General features: G+C 63.9%; 18 protein-coding genes. 8 read left to right on the top strand and 10 right to left on the bottom strand.

Annotated features, from left to right (window positions below):
- Positions 1 to 117: 117 nt before the first annotated feature.
- Entirely contained in the window at positions 118 to 525 is a 408-nt protein-coding gene (locus tag AC3RCG_RS00200; RefSeq protein WP_070224790.1) for a hypothetical protein, read from the top strand.
- A 144-nt stretch (positions 526 to 669) separates the two neighbouring features.
- On the opposite strand, the gene AC3RCG_RS00195 is transcribed toward AC3RCG_RS00200, so the two are convergent.
- Positions 670 to 1,035 (bottom strand): hypothetical protein, encoded by a 366-nt coding sequence (locus AC3RCG_RS00195; protein WP_070224789.1) that lies wholly within the window; start codon positions 1,033 to 1,035, stop codon positions 670 to 672.
- A 325-nt stretch (positions 1,036 to 1,360) separates the two neighbouring features.
- Between AC3RCG_RS00195 and AC3RCG_RS00190 the strand changes: the two genes are divergently transcribed.
- Positions 1,361 to 3,004, top strand: coding sequence for a methyl-accepting chemotaxis protein (locus tag AC3RCG_RS00190; RefSeq protein ID WP_070312186.1), 1,644 nt, complete (start codon positions 1,361 to 1,363; stop codon positions 3,002 to 3,004).
- Between the two features lie 4 nt (positions 3,005 to 3,008).
- On the opposite strand, the gene AC3RCG_RS00185 is transcribed toward AC3RCG_RS00190, so the two are convergent.
- Entirely contained in the window at positions 3,009 to 3,434 is a 426-nt protein-coding gene (locus tag AC3RCG_RS00185; protein WP_070224787.1) for a hypothetical protein, read from the bottom strand.
- Between the two features lie 189 nt (positions 3,435 to 3,623).
- Here AC3RCG_RS00185 and AC3RCG_RS00180 point away from each other — a divergent pair, with 189 nt between their 5' ends.
- Positions 3,624 to 4,328: a glutathione binding-like protein gene (locus AC3RCG_RS00180; protein WP_099411347.1), complete on the top strand. Its 705-nt coding sequence runs from the start codon at positions 3,624 to 3,626 to the stop codon at positions 4,326 to 4,328.
- Here the strand turns inward: AC3RCG_RS00180 and uraH are convergent.
- Both uraH and AC3RCG_RS00170 read right to left on the bottom strand, forming a co-directional pair.
- Complete coding sequence (gene uraH / locus AC3RCG_RS00175; RefSeq protein WP_492405017.1) at positions 4,325 to 4,732, bottom strand: hydroxyisourate hydrolase; 408 nt, start codon at positions 4,730 to 4,732, stop codon at positions 4,325 to 4,327. The genes AC3RCG_RS00180 and uraH overlap by 4 nt on opposite strands.
- An 11-nt stretch (positions 4,733 to 4,743) precedes the next feature.
- Positions 4,744 to 5,238 (bottom strand): GlcG/HbpS family heme-binding protein, encoded by a 495-nt coding sequence (locus tag AC3RCG_RS00170; RefSeq protein ID WP_070224784.1) that lies wholly within the window; start codon positions 5,236 to 5,238, stop codon positions 4,744 to 4,746.
- 138 nt (positions 5,239 to 5,376) lie between these two features.
- Here AC3RCG_RS00170 and AC3RCG_RS00165 point away from each other — a divergent pair, with 138 nt between their 5' ends.
- Together AC3RCG_RS00165 and AC3RCG_RS00160 are read left to right on the top strand one after the other, a co-directional pair.
- On the top strand, positions 5,377 to 6,087 hold the full coding sequence (locus AC3RCG_RS00165; RefSeq protein WP_492405015.1) for a heavy metal response regulator transcription factor: 711 nt from the start codon (positions 5,377 to 5,379) through the stop codon (positions 6,085 to 6,087).
- Entirely contained in the window at positions 6,084 to 7,484 is a 1,401-nt protein-coding gene (locus AC3RCG_RS00160; protein WP_083293608.1) for a heavy metal sensor histidine kinase, read from the top strand. Before AC3RCG_RS00165 ends, AC3RCG_RS00160 begins: the two co-directional genes overlap by 4 nt.
- Before the next feature lie 355 nt (positions 7,485 to 7,839).
- Here the strand turns inward: AC3RCG_RS00160 and AC3RCG_RS00155 are convergent, their stop codons facing one another.
- A complete protein-coding gene (locus AC3RCG_RS00155) occupies positions 7,840 to 11,064 on the bottom strand; it encodes a DEAD/DEAH box helicase (protein ID WP_492405012.1) in 3,225 nt (1,074 codons plus the stop codon).
- Between AC3RCG_RS00155 and AC3RCG_RS00150 the strand changes: the two genes are divergently transcribed.
- Complete coding sequence (locus AC3RCG_RS00150; protein ID WP_240453476.1) at positions 11,032 to 11,382, top strand: hypothetical protein; 351 nt, start codon at positions 11,032 to 11,034, stop codon at positions 11,380 to 11,382. The two genes, AC3RCG_RS00155 and AC3RCG_RS00150, sit on opposite strands and share 33 nt — an antisense overlap.
- Here the strand turns inward: AC3RCG_RS00150 and AC3RCG_RS00145 are convergent.
- Together AC3RCG_RS00145 and AC3RCG_RS00140 are read right to left on the bottom strand one after the other, a co-directional pair.
- A complete protein-coding gene (locus tag AC3RCG_RS00145; RefSeq protein WP_099411351.1) occupies positions 11,379 to 13,091 on the bottom strand; it encodes a methyl-accepting chemotaxis protein in 1,713 nt (570 codons plus the stop codon). The two genes, AC3RCG_RS00150 and AC3RCG_RS00145, sit on opposite strands and share 4 nt — an antisense overlap.
- 207 nt (positions 13,092 to 13,298) lie before the next feature.
- Positions 13,299 to 14,189 carry a LysR family transcriptional regulator gene (locus AC3RCG_RS00140; RefSeq protein ID WP_492405010.1) on the bottom strand — a complete coding sequence of 297 codons (891 nt, stop codon included), beginning with the start codon at positions 14,187 to 14,189 and terminating at the stop codon, positions 13,299 to 13,301.
- 113 nt (positions 14,190 to 14,302) lie between these two features.
- Here AC3RCG_RS00140 and AC3RCG_RS00135 point away from each other — a divergent pair, with 113 nt between their 5' ends.
- Positions 14,303 to 15,484: a serine hydrolase domain-containing protein gene (locus tag AC3RCG_RS00135; RefSeq protein WP_492405008.1), complete on the top strand. Its 1,182-nt coding sequence runs from the start codon at positions 14,303 to 14,305 to the stop codon at positions 15,482 to 15,484.
- Entirely contained in the window at positions 15,481 to 16,671 is a 1,191-nt protein-coding gene (locus AC3RCG_RS00130; protein ID WP_492405006.1) for an MFS transporter, read from the top strand. Before AC3RCG_RS00135 ends, AC3RCG_RS00130 begins: the two co-directional genes overlap by 4 nt.
- Here AC3RCG_RS00130 and AC3RCG_RS00125 read toward each other — a convergent pair.
- The 3 genes from AC3RCG_RS00125 to AC3RCG_RS00115 all read right to left on the bottom strand — a co-directional run bounded on the left by AC3RCG_RS00125 (position 16,636) and on the right by AC3RCG_RS00115 (position 18,716).
- Positions 16,636 to 17,181: a DinB family protein gene (locus AC3RCG_RS00125; protein WP_492405004.1), complete on the bottom strand. Its 546-nt coding sequence runs from the start codon at positions 17,179 to 17,181 to the stop codon at positions 16,636 to 16,638. The genes AC3RCG_RS00130 and AC3RCG_RS00125 overlap by 36 nt on opposite strands.
- A 30-nt stretch (positions 17,182 to 17,211) precedes the next feature.
- Positions 17,212 to 17,811 (bottom strand): MarC family protein, encoded by a 600-nt coding sequence (locus AC3RCG_RS00120; protein ID WP_034781292.1) that lies wholly within the window; start codon positions 17,809 to 17,811, stop codon positions 17,212 to 17,214.
- 116 nt (positions 17,812 to 17,927) lie between these two features.
- Positions 17,928 to 18,716 carry an AraC family transcriptional regulator gene (locus AC3RCG_RS00115; RefSeq protein ID WP_326456693.1) on the bottom strand — a complete coding sequence of 263 codons (789 nt, stop codon included), beginning with the start codon at positions 18,714 to 18,716 and terminating at the stop codon, positions 17,928 to 17,930.
- Positions 18,717 to 18,753: the final 37 nt, after the last annotated feature.

Below are 18,753 nucleotides of genomic sequence, written 5' to 3'. Positions count from 1 at the left end.
TCGGGCGCCGTCATCGGTATCATATGGCTATCCGCAGCCCCGCTTCAACGGCAACCGCCGCCGCCCGTGTTCTGATGAAGGTGAGGAGAAACGGCAACCCCCTTGAAGGAGTCCCCCATGCAACTCGATATCACCGATTTCCCCCTCGTCTGGATGCGCCGCGACAACGCCGCCAGCGGCCCCGACGATGCCTTGTTCAGCCAGTTCGAGGACTTGCTGGCGCGCCAGCAAGCGTTTGTCATCCTCAGCGAAGAAGGCCTGGACGAGGATGGGCATGACCATCCGCAGGAAGAGCGCAAGCGCGCCGTGCTGTGGATGAAACGGCACAAGGCCGCCCTGCGCGCGTATATCCAGGGCATGGTGCTGGTCGAACCGAGCGCCGCCAAGCGCCTGGCCGGCAAGGCCTTTGCCGTCATGTTCGGCCAGTTCTGGGGCTATCCCCTGCATTTCGGGACCAGCCGCGACGACGCGCTCGACATCGCCCAACATTTGCTCAGGGCCTGGCTGCCTCCAAGGGAAAACTAACAACGCCAAGAGCACCTGACAAAACCGTAGCGAGCGACAGTGATTTGTGGCCAAGAAGCGCAACCGTACTTTTGTACGGGGGCGCCGAGCCGGTGAGCATCGCAGGCCGCAAAGCGCGCCGCGCAGCAGGTTTGGTCAGGTGTTTTAGTAGCGGTAGTCGTTGACGAAGTGTTTTGTAAAGTTGTACTTGCTGCCGCCGTCGAGCAAGTCGATCAGGCGTTTCGGCGCCGAGGCCGACATAAAGGCGTCGGCCGCGCCGCCCGTGCTGCGGAACTTCATGCCCGGGCTGAGAATCTGGTTGGCGCCGATCTTCAGGTGCTGGAAGCTTTTCGTCTTTTCGTTGTTGAGGATGAAGTGCAATTCCTGCTTGAAGGTCAGGAAGGGGATCTTCAGCCACCAGCCTTCGTCCGTGCCATAGCTGGCGACGCTGGCAAAATGCGTGTTCTTGTCCGTCAGCGTGGGTTTGCCCAGGCGGTCGTTGATGCGTTTCATGGCTTCATTCTTGGTCATGCTGTGCTTTCGTGATTCAATCGATCTGGCGTGCATTTTGACACACGCCCGCCACCTCCGCCTGCCTTGACGCTGCCTATTCACAGCCTTTTTTGCTGCAATGCAATATCGCAACGCAACATCAATTCTCATCAATTGTCGCAACGCATTAACAACACCGGGCAAAAATCATTGCCTCCCGGCATTGTAAATATCGGTCGTTCGAGCGTATGCTGGAGACGTCTGAACGGTGCCGCCAGAGCACCGTCGCCGCCGCATTCCGGGCTTGCCCAGCTGGAAGCGGGCCACGCCCCATCGCCGCACAATAGAGAGTCGGAGACACAGCATGAAGAAATTGACGTTCCAGCAGAAGTTATGGATTCCCCTGATTTGCAGCCTGTTGTGCATCACCGTTATTTTTGTCTACAACGCCCTGGAAATTCGCAAGATCCGCATCGAAGAACGCAGCGCCGACCTGAGCAATGCCGCCGACCTGGGCCTGGGCGCCGTCAAGATGTTCGGCGACCTGGCCGCCAGCGGCGCCTTGACCAAGGAAGAAGCGCAAAAGCAGGCCACGGCCGTCATCAAGAGCATGCGTTTCGGCGAGACCGGTTATTTGTCCATCATCGATCTCGATGCCGTCGTGGTGATGAATCCCGCCGCGCCGCAAACCAACGGCAAGAACATGTCGGATTTTAAAGATGCCAACGGCACCTATCTGTACCGCGACATCGTTGCCGTCGGCAAGACCGATGCGGGCAAGGGCTTCGTCCACTATTACTTCCCCCGCCCGGGCCAGAAGACGCCCGAACCGAAGATGAGCCGCGTGGTGGCCTACAAGCCGTGGGCCTGGACCCTGGTGGTGGGCGTGTACATGGATGATATCGATGCGGCCTTCCGCCAGTCGCTGCTCACCTCGCTGGGCGTGCTGGTGCTGGTGTGCGGCCTGCTGGCCGCCGTCGTCGTCGTGATCAACCGCAGCCTGCGCCATGCGCTGGGCGGCGATCCCGAGTATGCGGCCGACGTGGCGGAAAAGATCGCGAATAACGATTTGAGCGGCGTCGTGCGCACGCATGCCAGCGACCGCCACAGCGTGCTGTACGCGATGAAAACCATGCAAACCAACCTGGTCGACGCGATCAGCGAAATCCGCCACAGTGCCGAGACGATCGCCACGGCATCGAGCGAGATTGCCAGCGGCAATATGGACTTGTCGGCGCGCACGGAAATGCAAGCCAGTTCGCTGGAAGAAACGGCGGCCTCGATGGAGGAGTTGACCTCGACCGTGACGCAAAACGCGGGCAATGCCGTGCAGGCGAATGAACTGGCGCAGTCCGCTTCCGCCGTGGCCCGCCAGGGCGGCGCCGTGGTGGCGCAAGTGATCGGTACCATGGACACCATCAACGCTTCGTCGCGCAAGATCGTCGACATCATCGGCGTCATCGACGGCATCGCTTTCCAGACGAATATCCTGGCCTTGAACGCGGCCGTGGAAGCGGCGCGCGCGGGCGAACAGGGACGCGGCTTCGCCGTCGTGGCGTCGGAAGTGCGCAATCTGGCGCAACGATCCGCGGGCGCAGCGAAGGAAATCAAGGAACTGATCGGCGCTTCCGTCGACAGCATCGCGGCCGGCAGCACGCTCGTCGCACAGGCGGGCACGACCATGGATCAGGTGGTGGCCAGCGTGTCGCGCGTGACCGACATCATGGCCGACATCACGGCCGCCTCGCATGAGCAAAGCACGGGTATCGGCCACGTCAACCAGGCGATCACGGAGATGGACAGCGTGACGCAGCAAAATGCGGCACTGGTGGAAGAGGCGGCGGCAGCGGCGTCGAGCATGCAAGACCAGGCGGCCGTGCTGGCGCAACTGGTGGCGCGCTTCAAATTGTCGGCGCAGGAACCGGGAACGTCGCCGCGTCTGGCGGCAAGCTCGGCCGCGCCACGCGCCGTGGCGAAAAAGCCGCTGCGCAGCCTGGCGGCGCGCTAAGTTCCTATTGGGCCGGTGCCGCCGCTTGCGGCGCCGGCTCGAATTCCAGCTTGTCATCGACGACCACGAATTGCCCGACCGGCTGGCCCAGGTCGGCTTTCGGGTCGTTTTCCATTTCCGTCAGCTCATTGCAGGTATTCGTTTCCGCCTGCCACAGCTGCTTGCCCATGCGGATATTCCACAGGCCATCGCCGGCCGCGAACAGCTCGACCTTGATGTCGGCCGGCGCATCGGTGGACAGCGTATGCAGGCGCTGGCATTGCGGCAGGTTGGTGGCCATCAGCTGCACTTCCACGGTGTCTTGCCAAAAATAACGTTGCTGGCGGCGCACGGTCAGGGAATGGTCTTGCCCATCGAACATGTAGATGGCGAAGTCCTGGACACAGCCTGACAGCAGGACGGACAGCGTGACGATCAGGAGTTTGCGCATGGTCGGCTTTCTTTGTTTGTACTCTGGAATGTCGGGATGCCTGCGTGACGGCGCTAGTGAATGCTTGCCCTGCCGGGGCGCCGTCTTGTTTTTCGCTTACGTGGCATTATATCCATGCATATCAGTTGCGGCGCGACAATAGTTCTGCCAAGTGCGCCTGCCCCTACTTATCTACCTGGAAAGACCACGATGATCGACCTGTATTACTGGACCACGCCCAACGGGCACAAAGTGACGATGTTCCTGGAAGAAGCGGGCATCCCTTACAACATCATTCCCGTGCATATCGGCAAGGGCGAGCAGTTCAAGCCCGAGTTTCTCGCCATCGCGCCGAACAACCGCATCCCCGCAATCGTCGACCAGGCGCCGGCCGATGGCGGCGCGCCCCTGTCGCTGTTCGAGTCGGGCGCGATTTTGCAATACCTGGCCGAGAAAAGCGGGCAATTCCTGCCGGCCGACGTCCGGGGACGTGCCGAGGTCATGCAATGGCTGTTCTGGCAAATGGGCGGCCTTGGCCCCATGGCCGGGCAAAACCACCATTTCGTGCAATATGCGCCCGAACCGATCGATTACGCCATCACGCGCTACGTCAATGAAACGAACCGGCTATACGGCGTGCTGAACAAGCGCCTGGCGGACCGCGCATTCGTGGCCGGCGACACGTATTCCATCGCCGACATGGCGATCTACCCGTGGATCGTGCCGCACGCGCGCCAGCGCCAGAAGCTGGAAGATTTCCCGCACCTGGCGCGCTGGTTCGCAGCCATCGCCGCCCGTCCCGCCACCGTGCGCGCGTATGCCCGGGCGGCCGAGATCAATGTGCAGCCCACCGTCAGCGGCGACGCGAAAAGCGTGCTGTTCGGGCAGACGGCGAAGACTATCGGCCAGGTTTAATTTCCGCGGTAGGTGGAGAAACCGAAAGGGCTGAGCAGCAAGGGAATGTGATAGTGCTGGTCGGTCTTTTCCACGTGGAATTGCACGGGGATTTCCGGGAAGAAGGTTTCCTGTTTCAGCCGTGCATAGTGCTCGCCTGTCTTGAACACGATGCGGTAGTCGCCCGCCTGCATGGGCGTCTCGGCCGGATACATGGCCGCAATGCGTCCTTGCGCGTTCGTCACGGCGCTGCCCAATTGTTGCCAAGCATCCCCTTTTTTCTGCTCCAGCGTGACCGTCACGCCGGCCGTCGGCTGGCCGCTCTGCAGGTCGAGGATGTGCACGCTCAAGGGATTGGCGGCCAGCGCCATGCTGGACAGGCTGGCGAAGGCCAGGGTGGCGGTGATTTTTTTCAGATAGGTCATCGTTGTTGCTTTCACAGGGTGGGGGAATCGAGTTCAGGAATGGCGGCCAGGGCGGCATGGGCGCAGGCCCGGTCTTGCAGGGCGCCACCGCCGCCGGCGACGCCGATGGCGCCGACGACTTCGCCCTTGGCGCGCAAGGGCAGGCCGCCGCCCAGCAGCAACAGTTCCGGTACGGTCGTCAAATTGGCCATGTCGGGATTGCCGCGCGCGGCCACGGCCAGCGCCTGAGTATCGTTTTTCGTCGACAGGGCCGTGTAGGCCTTGCGCCGGCTGGCGTCCGTGTTGTGCGGCCCGACGCCATCGGCGCGCTGCACGGTCACGACATTGCCGCCACGGTCGAGTACGCTGACGACGATATGCCGGCCTTGCGCCTGGCACGCGGCGATGGCCGCATTCGCCAGCTTGTTGGCCATTGCCAGAGAAAGATCATCGACCTGGCGCAGCTGGGCGTGGGCGGGGCTGGCCAGCAGGTACAGCAGGGTACTGCCGAGTAACAGGGTTTTCATGTGGCTGTCCGTTGATAAGGTGGCGCCAGTATGGTCAGTGTTGCCCTACGAGAAGATGATCGCCGCATGACATTTTTATCATCCGCGGTGCCCGGCGCGCGGCGTAGAATGGTCTTATATTCCCCTTAGAAAGCTGCCATGCGCATCCTGGTCATTGAAGACGAACCGAAGACGGGCGACTATCTGCTGCGCGGCCTGGACGAGTCCGGCTTCACGGTGAGCCTGGCGCGCAATGGCCGCGATGGCTTGCACATGGCAAGTACGGAGTCACCCGATCTGATCGTGCTCGACGTGATGCTGCCCATCATGGACGGCTGGCAAGTCTTGCGTGCGCTGCGCCTGCAAGAGGGCGGCGCGGACGTGCCCGTGATTTTCCTCACGGCGCGCGACGAAGTGCAGGACCGTGTGAAAGGGCTGGAACTGGGCGCCGACGATTACCTGGTGAAACCATTTGCCTTTGCCGAACTGGTGGCGCGCATCCGCACCCTGCTGCGGCGCGGACCACCGCGTGAAGACGACGTCATCCGCATCGGCGACATGGAAATCGACGTGATGAAACGCAAGGTCAGCCGGCAAGGCCAGCGCATCGCCCTGACGGCCAAGGAATTCGGCTTGCTGCATTTATTGGCGCGGCGCCAGGGCGAGGTGCTGTCGCGTTCCATCATCGCCTCGCAAGTGTGGGACATCAATTTCGAGAGCGACACCAACGTCATCGACGCAGCCATCCGCCGCCTGCGCAGCAAGCTCGACGATCCGTTCGAGCCCAAGCTGATCCACACCTTGCGGGGCATGGGCTATGTCTGTGAATTGCGCGCGCCCACGGTGCCTGACAACGGCGCCGCCGCATGAAGCTGGCGGAACTGCGGCGCTCGCTGACCCTGCGCGTCACGCTTGTCTTCGTGTTGATCGTGGCGCTCGTGTCGGCCGGGCTGGGCATGCATCTGTACCGTTCCTTTGTGGCGGAAATCGAGCGCCGCGACGACATTTTGTTGCTGGGAAAACTGCGGCAGATTCAGCAATTGCTGGGCAATGCCGGCACCCTGGACATCATCCGCGAGCGGCCCCAATATTTCCGCGACACCATGAGCGGACAAGAGAATTCCCTGGTGCGCATCGTGCGCGCCGATGGCACGCGTTTGATCGATGTCAATCCGAACGGCGAGACGGTGGCGCATGCTGTACCCGTCGCCGTCGACGCGCCCGTGACGGCCAGCGACATCGTCAGCTGGACCAGCCGCGACGGCTATCCGGCCCGGGTCGTGGCGGCCAGTGCCCGCATCGGCGAGCCGGCGCAGATGGCCGATATTGTCGTCGCCCGGGTCTACGGTGACCGCACGGCCATGTTCGCCGCCTACCGCTGGCAGATCGTCGTCTCCGTCGCCGTCAGTGCACTGGTGGCGGCGATTCTGGCCAGCGTGATGCTGCTGCGGGGCTTGCGGCCGCTGCGCAATATCGCCGCCCATGCGGCCCTCGTGCGGCCGGGCAAGCTGGGGCAGCAGCTCGAGGCACGCGATGCGCCGACGGAACTGCTGCCCCTGATCCAGGCCCTGAACGCCATGCTGGCGCGCCTGCAGGAGGGGTACGCGCGGCTGTCGCAGTTTTCCGCCGATCTGGCGCATGAATTTCGCACGCCCGTCACCAATCTGCTGGGGCAAAGCCAGGTCATGCTGGCCCGCCCGCGCAGTGCGCACGAGTATGAACAGCTGGTATCGTCGAATGTGGAAGAGCTGGAACGGCTGTCGCGCATGATCGACAGCATGCTGTTTCTGGCGCGCGCGCAGCAGGATGAAATGGTGCTCGTCAAGCAAGTCTTGCCCGTGCAGGACGAGTTCTTGCGCCTGGCCGATTTCTTCGAAGGCCTGGCCGAAGAGCGCGAGCTGGCGCTGGCCTGCCACGGCAGCGGCACGGTGACGGCCGAGCCGCAACTGCTGCGCCGCGCGCTCGGCAATTTGCTGTCGAACGCCATCCGCCACGCGGCGCCCGGCAGCACGATTTTAATGCGTTCGCACGCGACCAACGAGGGCGTGGAACTGAGCGTGAGCAACCTCGGCCCCGCCATCCCCGCGCGCCATTTGCCGCACCTGTTCGAGCGCTTCTACCGCGCCGACCCGGCCCGCAGCGACTCGGCCGCCTCCACAGGATTAGGGCTGGCCATCGTCACGGCCATCATGCAGTTGCATGGCGGCAGCGCGACGGTCGCATCCGACGCTGCCGCCACGACATTTACCTTGGTTTTCCCGGCGTAATATTGACGGTGGTGGTGTCGGATTACGCGCTTGCGCGCTAATCCGACCTACATCTTGGTTTTCCCGGTGCAGGAAAGTAGGTCGGATTAGCGGGGCGTAGCCGCGCGTAATCCGACAATAGCGATTCGGCCGCTTCCGCAGGCCTGGGCATGGCCTGCGTCACGGCCATCGTGCAGTTATACGGCGGCAGCGCGAGTGTGGCGTCCGACGCGGCCGCCACGACGTTTACCTTGGTCTTCCCGGCGCAGCAACGTAGGTCGGATTAGCGGGGCGTAGCCGCGCGTAATCCGACAAGAGCGGCCAACAATGTTGTCGGATTACGCGCTGGGGCGCTAATCCGACCTACGCCTGCCAATCAGCCCATTTCCACCAAAAACTCATGCATGCCCGTATGCGGCAATTGCGCGCACGCCGGTGCAAAATGCGGCAACTGGCCCCACAGCAGCGGGTTGCCGACGATGTACACATAATGCTGCGCGCGCGTCAGGGCCACGTTGAGCAGGTTCGGCGTACTGGCCGCCCATTGCGCGGCGCCGGCCGTGCTGTCGTCGGCGCCGAGCACCAGCATCACCACGCTTTGTTCCTTGCCCTGGAAGGTATGCACGGTGCCGACCATCTGACTGCTCCACTGGCGCAGTTCGCGCGCCGTCGGCGCCTTGCCGTAGCCGAGGCGGCGGTCCCAGTCCATGTCGACGATGCGCGAACGCAATTCTTTGCGCACGGCCTTGAACGGCGTAATCACATACATGTCGGGCAGCTTGCCATCGCGGCGATACAGTTTCAACAGCACTTCCAGCACGAAATCGAGCTGCACGGGTACCACCTGCTTGTAGCTGACGGCGCCGACGGCGTCGATCCAGCGGCTCGGTCCCCGCGTCAGGCCCCGCGCGCCGGCCGGCGGCGTGCGTTCAGCCAGCCCATAGACCATCTTGTCTTCGTAGGCGATGCTGTTGGCCAGCGAAAACATCGGTTCGACGCAGCGGCGGTGCACGCGCAGCGGGCTGCCTATCCACAGGGGCTGGGCGCTATTGGCGCCCACCAGCGCGCCATAGCGGTTGGCCTTGTCGGCCAGGGTCTGCACGGAAACGGAAGTCGGCGCGTAGCTGCCATCCTGCGTATGCGGCGACAGGGCGGACAGGGTCTGCACGAGACGGCCCGGCACCGTGAACACGGGTTCGATCTGCAGCGGGTCGCCCACGACGACGGCGCGCTTGGCGCGCCACAGGCTGCCCAGCGCCGCTTGCGGCACGGCCTGGCCCGCTTCATCGATGAACAGCCAGCCCAGCGATTCCGGGCCCATGCCCTGGAACTGGCGCGCGAACGAGGCGAACGTGGTCGACACGACAGGCACCACCATGAACAGGCTGTGCCAGACCATGGCGACGTGCGACTGGTCATACGCGCGCTTGTTTTTCAGCAATTTCGACACGGCCAGCAAGTTGCCGCCAAAGCCGGGTCCGCCTTTTTTTGCTACTTCCGCCAGCCACGCTTCGTGCAGGGCCAGGGCCTTGGCGAACAGGCGCGAGCGCAGGCGCGCCAGCGCCGGTTCATGCCACAGGCCGCCTATCTGCAAGGCGTCGCCGTCCAGCTCGTCCAGACTGGCCGGCGTGATGATGGTGGGGAAACGCATGCGCGCGCGGCGCAGCAATTCCGTGCTGTCATCCCATTCGCGCTGGCGCGATTGCGCCGTGCGCAGGGCAATGTGCAGGCTGTTGCGGGCCCGCTCGCAGCGCGGCTCCAGCTCGCCCTTGAGCAGCAGCTTGATGGCGGACACGTCGCGCGCGGCCTGGCGCTGCGCTTCGGCGTTGGCCACGACGGCGTCCTTGTAGGCGCGCGCCGGGGCCGTGCGGAACAGGCGGGCAAAAAAGCCCGGTTGCGTCAGCGCCACCAGGCGCTCTTCTTCCAGCAATTCCTTCTTGCTGGCGAGCAGGGTGTCCTGCTGTGCCAGCGCGCCGGACAGGGCGCCATTCGCTGCATCCATCTCTTGCTCGGCTTCAATCAACGCCTGCTGGCTGGCCTGGATAAAATCGGCTTCCGTGCACGTGCCCACGGCTTGCCACAGGGCCGCGTATTGGGCGTGCTCGGCCAGGGCCTTTTCCACCACGTGTTCCGTTTCGCGGAACTCGCGCGCCGCCTGGGCGAAGCTCACGCCCTGGTAGCTGGCCAGCCATTGGCGGATATTCTGTGCATTCGGCGTCTTGCGCGCTGTGCTCTTGTCCCAGTCGTCGTCATAAAAATTGCTGACGAAGCGGCGGCGGTTGGCGCTATTGCCCAGCGCGCAGGACATCAAGCCCCACGGCGCTTCCGTCTCGTCCAGGGCGCGGTTGGCGCCATTGCCGTCGGCCACGACCCGGTGCGCCACGCTTTCAAAGTAACGCGTGCGCGCCCATTCCTTGCCCAGCTGTTTCGGTTTCGGGAGATCGCCGGAAATATTTTCCACCGCCGCATTGTTCGACGAGGCGACGACCATTTCAAAGCCCGTCAATTCCGGGCGCAAGCGGGCGATGGTGATCGGGTCGCGCACGCCTTCGAAGGACACGGCCACCTTGCCGATGAAGGCGTCGCCGGCGCGGTCCAGACAGGACAGCACGCTGGCGCGGCGCACGATGTTGTCGGCAAACAATTCGCGCAATAACGTCGTCTTGCCCGTGCCGGGCGGGCCGTTGACGGAAAAGATGCCGCGTTCGCTCAAGCCCGTGCGCGCGCCATGGATGGCGAACTGCTGCATCAGGCTCATGGCGTAGCTGGCGTCTTCCAGCCAGTGTCCCCGGTTCATGTTCGCGGGATTGAGCATGGCGGCCAGTGCCTGGCGTCCGGCCGGGCTGTACAGGTCGATGCGCTCGTCCTGCGCCAGCGGCGTCAGGTAGGCGGCCACCGTCGCCGGCAACTTGCCCCCATGCAAGGCGCGGATGATCTGTTCCAGGTCATCGAGGTAAAAACTGTTGAGGATATCGATCGATGGCTCCACCGCGTCGCCAAAGTCCAGGCTGCGGTTCTGGCTGGCCTCAACCAGGTCGCCTTCCGTCACGGCCGCGCGTTTCTTGCGCGTGCGCAATTCCAGCACGGCCAGCGGCTGGCCGGCGGACGGGTGGAAGCCGGCCCAGTCGCGCAGCAGGTCGGCCAGGGCCGCGATTTCCATGCCGGACAGGGGCGCCGAGACATTGCCCGCCTCGTCCGTCACTGGCTGCGGGGCGCGGGCGGCGGCAAAGTTGCGCAGGCTGTCCTGCAGCGCCAGCTGGCTGTCGCTGAAGGCGTCCAGGCTCAGGCCCGACCAGTCCGGCGTGCGGGCGCGGCCCAGGGCCCACGGCAAGGTCGACACGGAGACGGGATCGAACTGCGGCTCGCCCAGCGCATTGAGGTTGATGCGGGCAAAGCACGAGCGTCCCGGCAGCTCTGTTTTTTCTGTCTCGGCAATGTTTTCCGGGCCGTTGGCCGGCGGGCAAGCCTTGTTGATTTCGGCCTTGTCGAACACGCCGAGGAACAGTGAAAAGCCGTCGATCTCGCGGTCGGAAGGGACTGGCCACTGCGTGGCGAACTGCGGCGGCATTTGCGCCAGCTGTTCGCGGTGGAGGAGACGCACGGTGGATTGGTCTTCAACGTCCGTGATTTGATTCAGGTCAAACGGGATAAAGAATTCGATCTTGTGCCAATACTCCAGGATAGCCAGGAGGCGCTGCTGTTCTGCCTGATTCATGATGACCAATATTTTGTAAAGCGAGCGAGGATTGTAAAGCGTATGCGTGCTGCACGTTTTGCACTTTTGTCTATTGCGCGGGCTTTGCCGCAAAAAAAGTGGTATTGGCGGACGAAAAAAAGCCAGGCAGCAACTTCCTGCCTGGCTTTCCCCGTTGCGATGTTGCCGGGTGTTAAAACTCTGGTATTAACACGGGTGTTTTAAAACTCTTCCCATTCGCTTTCGGCGGCGGCATTGCTGCGGCGCGCCGGCGCGGCCGCGACGGCCTGGCGTACGGGTGCGGGCTTGGCTGCGGGGCGCGCGATGGCGGGCGCAGCCGCTGCCGGCGTGGCGCGCACAGGCGTCAGCTTGCTGACGCTGGCAACATGGTTGCCGGTTTTAAAGAAGCCCACCACGTGCGCCAGTTCGCCCGCCTGTTCTTGCATGCTTTGCGAGGCGGCCGCCGCTTCTTCCACCAGGGCCGCGTTTTGCTGCGTCACTTCATCCATCTGGGCAATGGCCATGTTGATCTGTTCGATGCCGATGGTCTGCTCGTGCGTGGCGGAGGTGATTTCGCCCATGATGTCGGTCACGCGCACGATGCTGTCGACGATGTCGCCCATGGTCTGGCCCGCTTCATTGACGAGGCGCGAACCCGTGTCCACGTTGGCGACCGAAGCGGCGATCAGTTCCTTGATCTCCTTGGCGGCCGAGGCCGAACGGTGCGCCAGATTACGTACCTCGGTGGCGACGACGGCGAAGCCACGGCCTTGTTCGCCCGCGCGCGCCGCTTCCACTGCCGCGTTCAAGGCCAGGATGTTGGTCTGGAAGGCGATGCCGTCGATGACGCCGATGATGTCGACGATTTTCTTCGACGAGTCATTGATCGTGCCCATGGTGTCGACCACTTGCGCGACGATGCTGCCGCCGCGCACGGCCACTTCCGACGCGCTTTTCGCCAGCTGGTTCGCCTGGCGCGCATTGTCCGCGTTCTGTTTCACGGTCGAGGTCAGTTCCTCCATGGCCGACGCCGTTTCTTCCAGCGAACTGGCTTGCTCTTCCGTGCGGGACGACAGGTCGAGGTTGCCTGCGGCAATTTCGCTCGACGCTGTGGAAATCGCATCCGTACCGTTGCGCACTTGCGCCACCACGCCCAGCAAGCTGGTGTTCATGGCTTTCAGGGCGCCCAGCAGGCGGCCCGTTTCATCGCTGGAATTGACGACGATGTGCGACGACAAGTCGCCCGAGGCCACGGTTTCGGCCACGGCCACGGCCGCATTGATGGGCTGGGTGATCGAGCGCGTGATGATCCAGGCAACAAAAGCGCCCAGCAGCACGGCCACGCTGCCCAGGGCAATCATGGAGGCGCGTGCGCTCGTGCTCAGCGTTTCGGCGTCCGTCGCCGCCTGCGCCGCCTGCTGCGCTTCATAGGCGACCAAGCTGTCGAGCGCGCCCAGCACGATCTTCAGGCTCGGTGCCGCCTGCTGCGTCAAAAAGGCGATCGCCTCTTCCGTCTGGCCCGCATTGCGCAGTTCGATGACCTTGTTGTTCAGCGGCGCGCCCGATTTCAGGGCCGCGTCCAGTTCGGCCATCAGCGCCGTTTCCTTGTCCGTCGAAATCTTCTTTTGCAAGGTTTCCTTGGCGGCGCCGTATTTCTTGCGCGCTTCGCCGATCTTGGCCAGTTCCGCCTGCACCAGCGCTTCCGTCGGCGCCACCACAATGCTGGTGATTGCCAGGGTAATGTTGCGCACGTTGTCGCTCATGGTGTTGGCGGCCGCCATCTTGACGTTCTTGTCGGCCACGATGTCGTGCGTGCGTGCGCTCAGTTGCCCCATGGAATACAGGCCGACGAGCAAGACGGCCACCAGCAGACCGAGAACGACAGCAAATCCGATCCCGAGCCGGGTGCCGATTTTGAATTGTGTAAGTGACATGGTTGCTTTCGTATTGCGGAAGTGAGGGAAAACGTCGACAGGCCAAGGCTACGGGTTTATACGTAAGGGCAGCCAGCCTGTAATTGTTCCTCAAAATTCCGCACTGCAATACAAAAACTTGTATCAAGTCCGCGAAAAGTTTAAAAAATGGTAGCAAATTAAATAAGTTGTCGTGTGGAAACAACGAGCGCGACGCCGGATGCGGGCTTAGTTTTCCGGAAACACGTGCGTGGCGAGGAAGTCGATGAAGGCGCGCAGTTTCGGCGTCAGGTGGCGGCTGCTGGGCCACAGGATGCGAAAGGCGCCGTCGTGCCGGCGGTGCGCGTCCAGCACCGGCTGCAAGCGGCCCGCCGTCAGCGCCGCGCGCACGGCAAAGTCGGGCAGGGCGGCGATGCCCAGGCCGCTTTCGGCAAAGTGCAGCAGGGTGTCGACGTTGTTACAGTTGAGCACAGTCGGCAAGCTGGCCGCGTGCAGGGCATGCCACTCGGGCAGGGGCCACGCCTCGACCTTGCCGCTGCTGGGAAATTTGTACAGCAAACAAGTGTGGCGGGCCAGGTCGGCCGGCAGCAGCGGCGTGCCGTTGCGCGCCAGATAGGCTGGCGCGGCCACCAGTTGCAGCTGGAACTGGCCCAGCTGGCGGCTCATCAAACGGCTGTCGGCGCTTTCTCCCGCGCGCACGACGGCGTCATATCCCTCTTCGATGACGTCGACCCGCCGGTCGCTGAAATCGAGGTCGAGTTCCACCTGCGGATAGGCACGCGCAAAGGCCGCCAGCACGGGATTGAGCAGGCTGCCCACCTGCGGCAGGCTGACGCGCAGCCGGCCTTGCGGCGCGCGCTTGCTGTTCGATAATTCCAGCTCGGCCGCTTCGATCTCGCCCAGGATGCGCCGGCAGCGTTCGAGAAACACGGTGCCTTCGCTGGTCAGCGCAATGCTGCGCGTGCTGCGGTGAAACAGACGCACGCCGAGCCGCTCTTCCAGCCGCGCGATGCTCTTGCCCACGGCCGAGGCGGAAATGCCGAGCACCCGGCCCGCCGCGACAAAACTGCGCGTTTCCGCCGCCTGCACGAAGGCCGTGAATCCCGCCAGGTTATCCATGATTTTCCTTTTGATTGCGGATGTCAACGTTCGCACAGACTGAAACTATAGCCTGTTTTTCTTTGATCGCGTCTCGCTTACCTTGGCAGCCTGATCATTTGAAAGGCTACGCCATGATGTACAACTTCTCTCCCGCGGCCTTGGCCGCCCGCATCGACCCTTTGCTCGATGCCGTGCTGCAGCAGCAGCGCCTGGTGGGCGCCGTGGTGCTGGTGCGCCAGTGCGGCCAGGAAATCTATCGCCGCGCCGCCGGCCACCTGGACCGCGAGGCCGGTACGCCCATGGTGGAAGACGCCGTCTTCCGCCTGGCCTCGGTCAGCAAACCCATCGTCTCCACGGCCGCGCTGGCGCTGGTGGGGCAGAACCGCCTGGGCCTGGACGACCCGGTGGCGCGCTGGCTGCCGTATTTTGCGCCGCGCCAGCCGGACGGCGCCGTGGCGGCGATGACCGTGCGCCACTTGCTCACGCACACGGCCGGCCTCGACTACGGCTTTTTCCAGCCGCCGGGCGGGGCGTATGCACGGGCGGGCGTGTCGGACGGCATGGATGCCTCCCGCATTTCCCTGGAGGACAACCTGCGCCGCCTCGCTACCGTGCCGCTCGCGTCTGCACCGGGTGCGCGCTGGGCGTATTCGATCGCCACCGACGTGCTGGGCGCCGTGATCGAAGCGGTGACGGGTTTGCCGCTGGCGCAGGCCGTGGCACAGCTGGTGACGGCGCCGCTGGCCATGCACGACACGGGTTTTATGGCCACGGACGGGGCGCGCCTGGCCGTCGCGTATGCGGACCGCGCAGCGGAAGAAGCCCGGCCGCGCCGTTTGCTGGACGAGGGGGAAGACCATCTGCCGTTTCTCGAAGGCATGGCCGGCTTTACCTTGTCGCCGGCAAGGGCGCTCGACGCGCACGCGTATCCGTCCGGCGGCGCCGGCATGGTCGGCTCCGCCCCCGATTTCATGCGCCTGCTGGAAACCCTGCGACTGGGCGGCGCGCCGCTGCTGCCGCCAGCGCTGGCGCGCCAGATGGGAGCAAACCAGACGGGCGGTTTCGACTTGCCGTTCTGGCCGGGACGCGGCTTCGGCCTGGGGTTCACGGTCTTGACGGACCCGCTTGCCGCCGCCACGCCGGAGTCTGCGGGCACGTGGCGCATGGGCGGCACGTATGGCCACTCGTGGTTTGTCGACCCTGCGCAGGAACTGTCCGTGGTGGCGTTCACGAATACGGCATTGGAGGGCATGGCGGGACCGTTCGTCACGGAACTGTGCCAGGCCGTGTATGGCGCCAAGGAAATGCCATGACGCGCCCGCACCCCATCGTTTTTCTTGCGCTGGGCCTGTTCGGCGTGTATTGCATCGAGTTTGGCGTCGTCGGCATCTTGCCGATGATCATGCAGCGCTATGGCGTGACGGCGGCGCAGGCGGGTTCGCTGGTGAGCCTGTTCGCCCTGGTGATCGCCGTGGGCGGCCCCTTCCTCGTGCTGCTGGCCACGCGGTGGCGCCGCAAGAGCGTGCTGATCGTCTCGCTGCTCGTGTTTGCCCTGGCCAGCGTGGCCTCGGCGTATGCACCGCGCTTCGGGCTGCTGCTGGCGCTGCGCATCGTGCCGGCCCTGTTCCACCCCGTGTATTTCTCGCTGGCCATGGTGGCCGCCGCCGCCCTGTATCCGCCGCGCGATGCGGCGCGGGCCGGCGCGCATGCGTTCACTGGCACCAGCATGGGCATGGTACTGGGCATCCCGCTGACCACCTGGATCGCTGCCCAATATGGCTACGAGGCATCGTTCCTCGCGTGCGCCCTCGTCAATGCGCTGGCCGCGCTGGGCTTATATGTGTTCTTGCCCGACACGCCGCGCGAGGCGCCGATGGCGTATGGCCGCCAGCTGGCCGTACTGCGCAAACCTGCGCTGTGGTTCACGATCGCCGCCGCCGTGCTGGTGTTTGCCGCCATGTTTGCCGTGTATGCGTATGCGGCCGCGTATCTGCAACAGGAAGCGGGCTTGTCGGCGCGCCAGACGGGGCTGGCGCTGGTGGTGTTTGGCGTGGGCGGCGTGGCGGGCAATTTGTTTGCGGGGCGCCAGCTGGGCACGCATGTGCTGCGCACGGTCTTGCTGCAGCCTGTGCTGCTGGGGCTGGCTTACTGGCTGTTGTACCGGCATGCCGGCACGGGCATCGGCTGGGCGGCGCTGGCCGTGTTGCTGCTGTTCTGGGGCGCCGCGCATACGAGCGGGCTGATCGTCACGCAAGTATGGCTCAGCAGCGAAGCGCGCGAGGCGCCCGCGTTCGCCATCGGCGTGTATATCGCCGCCATCAACCTGGGCGTGACGGTGGGCGCGCTGGCCGGCGGCATGGCCATCGAGTCCTATGGCATGCCGGGGGCGCTGGCCTGCGGCGCGTTGCTGGGCGGGCTGGCGCTGGCAGCGATTGGGGTGAAAGCGTGGCTGTACCGCCTGCCGTCAGTCGGCAATATGGTTGGGGATGCGAAACAGTAAATCCGTGTCGCCGATATCCACGCCCGCTTGCGACAGCAAGGTACTGGCCTGGCCACGGTGGTGCGTCTGGTGGTTGAAAAAATGCATGAGCAGGCTGAAGAATTCGCGCCGGTTCGGCCCCTTGCTGTTGCGGTAATCGAGCAAATGGTCGAGGTCCTCTTCGCGGACGGAGGCGGCCCAGTCGATGATGACCTGGTCCAGCCACAGCCGGTGCGCGTGCATGGCGGCAAAATCCTCGGCCGCGAACAGCGGCTGCGTGAGCGACGCGGGCGGCGTGATGGCGCGAATGGGATCGAGCAGGGGGAAACCGGCCGGATGTTTCGCGTAGCGCTGCAGCCACAGCGTATCGCCCACCATCACGTGGTTCAGGGTGGCCAGCAGGGAGCCGAAAAAGGCGCCCCGCTCACGCTCCAGCTCGCCGGGCGGCAAGCTGGCCGCCGCGGCGTAGACCTTGGCATTCATCCACTGGTTGTAATCGGCCATCAGGCGAATGTGGGCGCAACGACTCATGGTGATTCCTCCAGTGGATGAATGACAATATTAAACGGACTTCAAAAACGCGCGTATGCCGGCCAGCAGCATTTCAATGGCCATCGCCGTCAGGATCAAGCCCATCAGGCGCTCGAACGCCGTCATGACCCTTGGACCGAGCGCCCGCTGCAAGCGTTCGGCGCACAGGAAGACGGCCAGCCAGACGACGGCCACGGCCGTCAATCCCGCCACGTGGGCGATCACTTCATTCATTTCATGCGAGGAAAACAGCAGCACGGTGGCCAGGGCCGACGGGCCGGCCAGCGCGGGGATGGCCAGCGGCACGATGAACGGCTCGCCGCCCATTTCGTGGTCGCTATTGCCCGCATTTGGCTGCGGAAACACCATGCGCATGGCGATCAGGAACAGGATCACGCCGCCGCCGATGCGCAGCGCCACTTCCGACAATTGCAAGGCGTTCAGGAAATGGCGGCCGAAGAACATAAACAGCAGCAAGATGCCGAAAGCGATCAGGCATTCGCGCACCACGACTTTCCAGCGCCGCTCGATCGGTACCCGTTTCAGGGCGTTGACGAACAGGGAAACGTTGCCGAACGGATCAGTGACGAGCAAAAGCAGGATAAAAGTCTGGAAGAAATTCTGTGTCATGGTGGTGTGATTGAGGTCAACACCGCTGCCAGGATGGGCGCGGTGCGATAAGGCTTGCGATGATAACAAGAGCGGCGCTTATCGCCCATGATTATTGATGCATAGCAGCATTTTTTTTATGCGGCGATGACTTTTGCCTGGTAAAACGCGGTGGGCGTGGTGCCGAAATGCTTTTTGAACATGGCCGTAAACGCGCTCTGGCTCGTGTAGCCATTGTCCATCGCTACGTCGATGACCTTGCCGCCGCGCGCCAATTGCTCCAGCGCCCGCAGCAGCCGCGCCTGCTGGCGCCACTGGCCGAAGCGCATGCCCGTCTGTTTCTGGAACAAACGGTGCAGGCTGCGCTCGGTGATCGCCAGTTCCTGCGCCCAGTGCGCCACCGTCAGCTGCTCGCCCGGTTGCTCCATCAGCCGCGCGCAGATGCCGCGCAGGCGCGCATCCACGGGTAACGGCAGATACAGGGGCAGCACGGGCAGGCTGTTTAGTTCGTGCAACAGCAATTGCAGCAGATGCCAGTCGCGGCTGCCTTCCGTAAAATCGGGCGCGATGTCGACGGCCGCCACGATCAGTTGCCGCAGCAGGGGGCTGATGTCGAGCACGCAGCTGTGGCCAGGCAGCAATGGAGAATTGGCGCAGTTGACGAACACCGTGCGCATTTTCACGGCGCCGCTCATGCGCACCTGATGCGCGATGCCGGGTTGCAGCCACACGCCGCGCGTGGGCGGCACCACCCAGCGCCCGCCCTGCGCCTCGATGGTCATCACGCCTTCGATGGCATACAGCAATTGCGCATGCGTGTGACGGTGCACGGAAATCACGTGGCCATGCGCATAGTCGACGGCCAGCGCCATGGCGCGTGCCGTGACGGGCAGCAATTCCTGAAAGGCGGGGGAGGAACAATCCATGAAAGCAGGTCAGTTTTGCGATAGGTGTGGGCATCTT

The organism is Janthinobacterium sp. GW823-FHT01H08 (genome assembly GCF_058797855.1).
This window is presented reverse-complemented; position numbering and strand designations above follow the sequence as displayed.

What these genes read in the sequence shown, in the direction of transcription:
- AC3RCG_RS00115 (WP_326456693.1), bottom strand. Translation starts at nt 18,716, where the DNA reads ATGGATTGTTCCTCCCCCGCCTTTCAGGAATTGCTGCCCGTCACGGCA.
- AC3RCG_RS00195 (WP_070224789.1), bottom strand. Translation starts at nt 1,035, where the DNA reads ATGACCAAGAATGAAGCCATGAAACGCATCAACGACCGCCTGGGCAAA.
- AC3RCG_RS00160 (WP_083293608.1), top strand. Translation starts at nt 6,084, where the DNA reads ATGAAGCTGGCGGAACTGCGGCGCTCGCTGACCCTGCGCGTCACGCTT.
- AC3RCG_RS00165 (WP_492405015.1), top strand. Translation starts at nt 5,377, where the DNA reads ATGCGCATCCTGGTCATTGAAGACGAACCGAAGACGGGCGACTATCTG.
- AC3RCG_RS00125 (WP_492405004.1), bottom strand. Translation starts at nt 17,181, where the DNA reads ATGAGTCGTTGCGCCCACATTCGCCTGATGGCCGATTACAACCAGTGG.
- AC3RCG_RS00185 (WP_070224787.1), bottom strand. Translation starts at nt 3,434, where the DNA reads ATGCGCAAACTCCTGATCGTCACGCTGTCCGTCCTGCTGTCAGGCTGT.
- AC3RCG_RS00190 (WP_070312186.1), top strand. Translation starts at nt 1,361, where the DNA reads ATGAAGAAATTGACGTTCCAGCAGAAGTTATGGATTCCCCTGATTTGC.
- AC3RCG_RS00140 (WP_492405010.1), bottom strand. Translation starts at nt 14,189, where the DNA reads ATGGATAACCTGGCGGGATTCACGGCCTTCGTGCAGGCGGCGGAAACG.
- AC3RCG_RS00180 (WP_099411347.1), top strand. Translation starts at nt 3,624, where the DNA reads ATGATCGACCTGTATTACTGGACCACGCCCAACGGGCACAAAGTGACG.
- AC3RCG_RS00120 (WP_034781292.1), bottom strand. Translation starts at nt 17,811, where the DNA reads ATGACACAGAATTTCTTCCAGACTTTTATCCTGCTTTTGCTCGTCACT.
- AC3RCG_RS00145 (WP_099411351.1), bottom strand. Translation starts at nt 13,091, where the DNA reads ATGTCACTTACACAATTCAAAATCGGCACCCGGCTCGGGATCGGATTT.
- AC3RCG_RS00130 (WP_492405006.1), top strand. Translation starts at nt 15,481, where the DNA reads ATGACGCGCCCGCACCCCATCGTTTTTCTTGCGCTGGGCCTGTTCGGC.
- AC3RCG_RS00200 (WP_070224790.1), top strand. Translation starts at nt 118, where the DNA reads ATGCAACTCGATATCACCGATTTCCCCCTCGTCTGGATGCGCCGCGAC.
- uraH (WP_492405017.1), bottom strand. Translation starts at nt 4,732, where the DNA reads ATGACCTATCTGAAAAAAATCACCGCCACCCTGGCCTTCGCCAGCCTG.
- AC3RCG_RS00135 (WP_492405008.1), top strand. Translation starts at nt 14,303, where the DNA reads ATGATGTACAACTTCTCTCCCGCGGCCTTGGCCGCCCGCATCGACCCT.
- AC3RCG_RS00170 (WP_070224784.1), bottom strand. Translation starts at nt 5,238, where the DNA reads ATGAAAACCCTGTTACTCGGCAGTACCCTGCTGTACCTGCTGGCCAGC.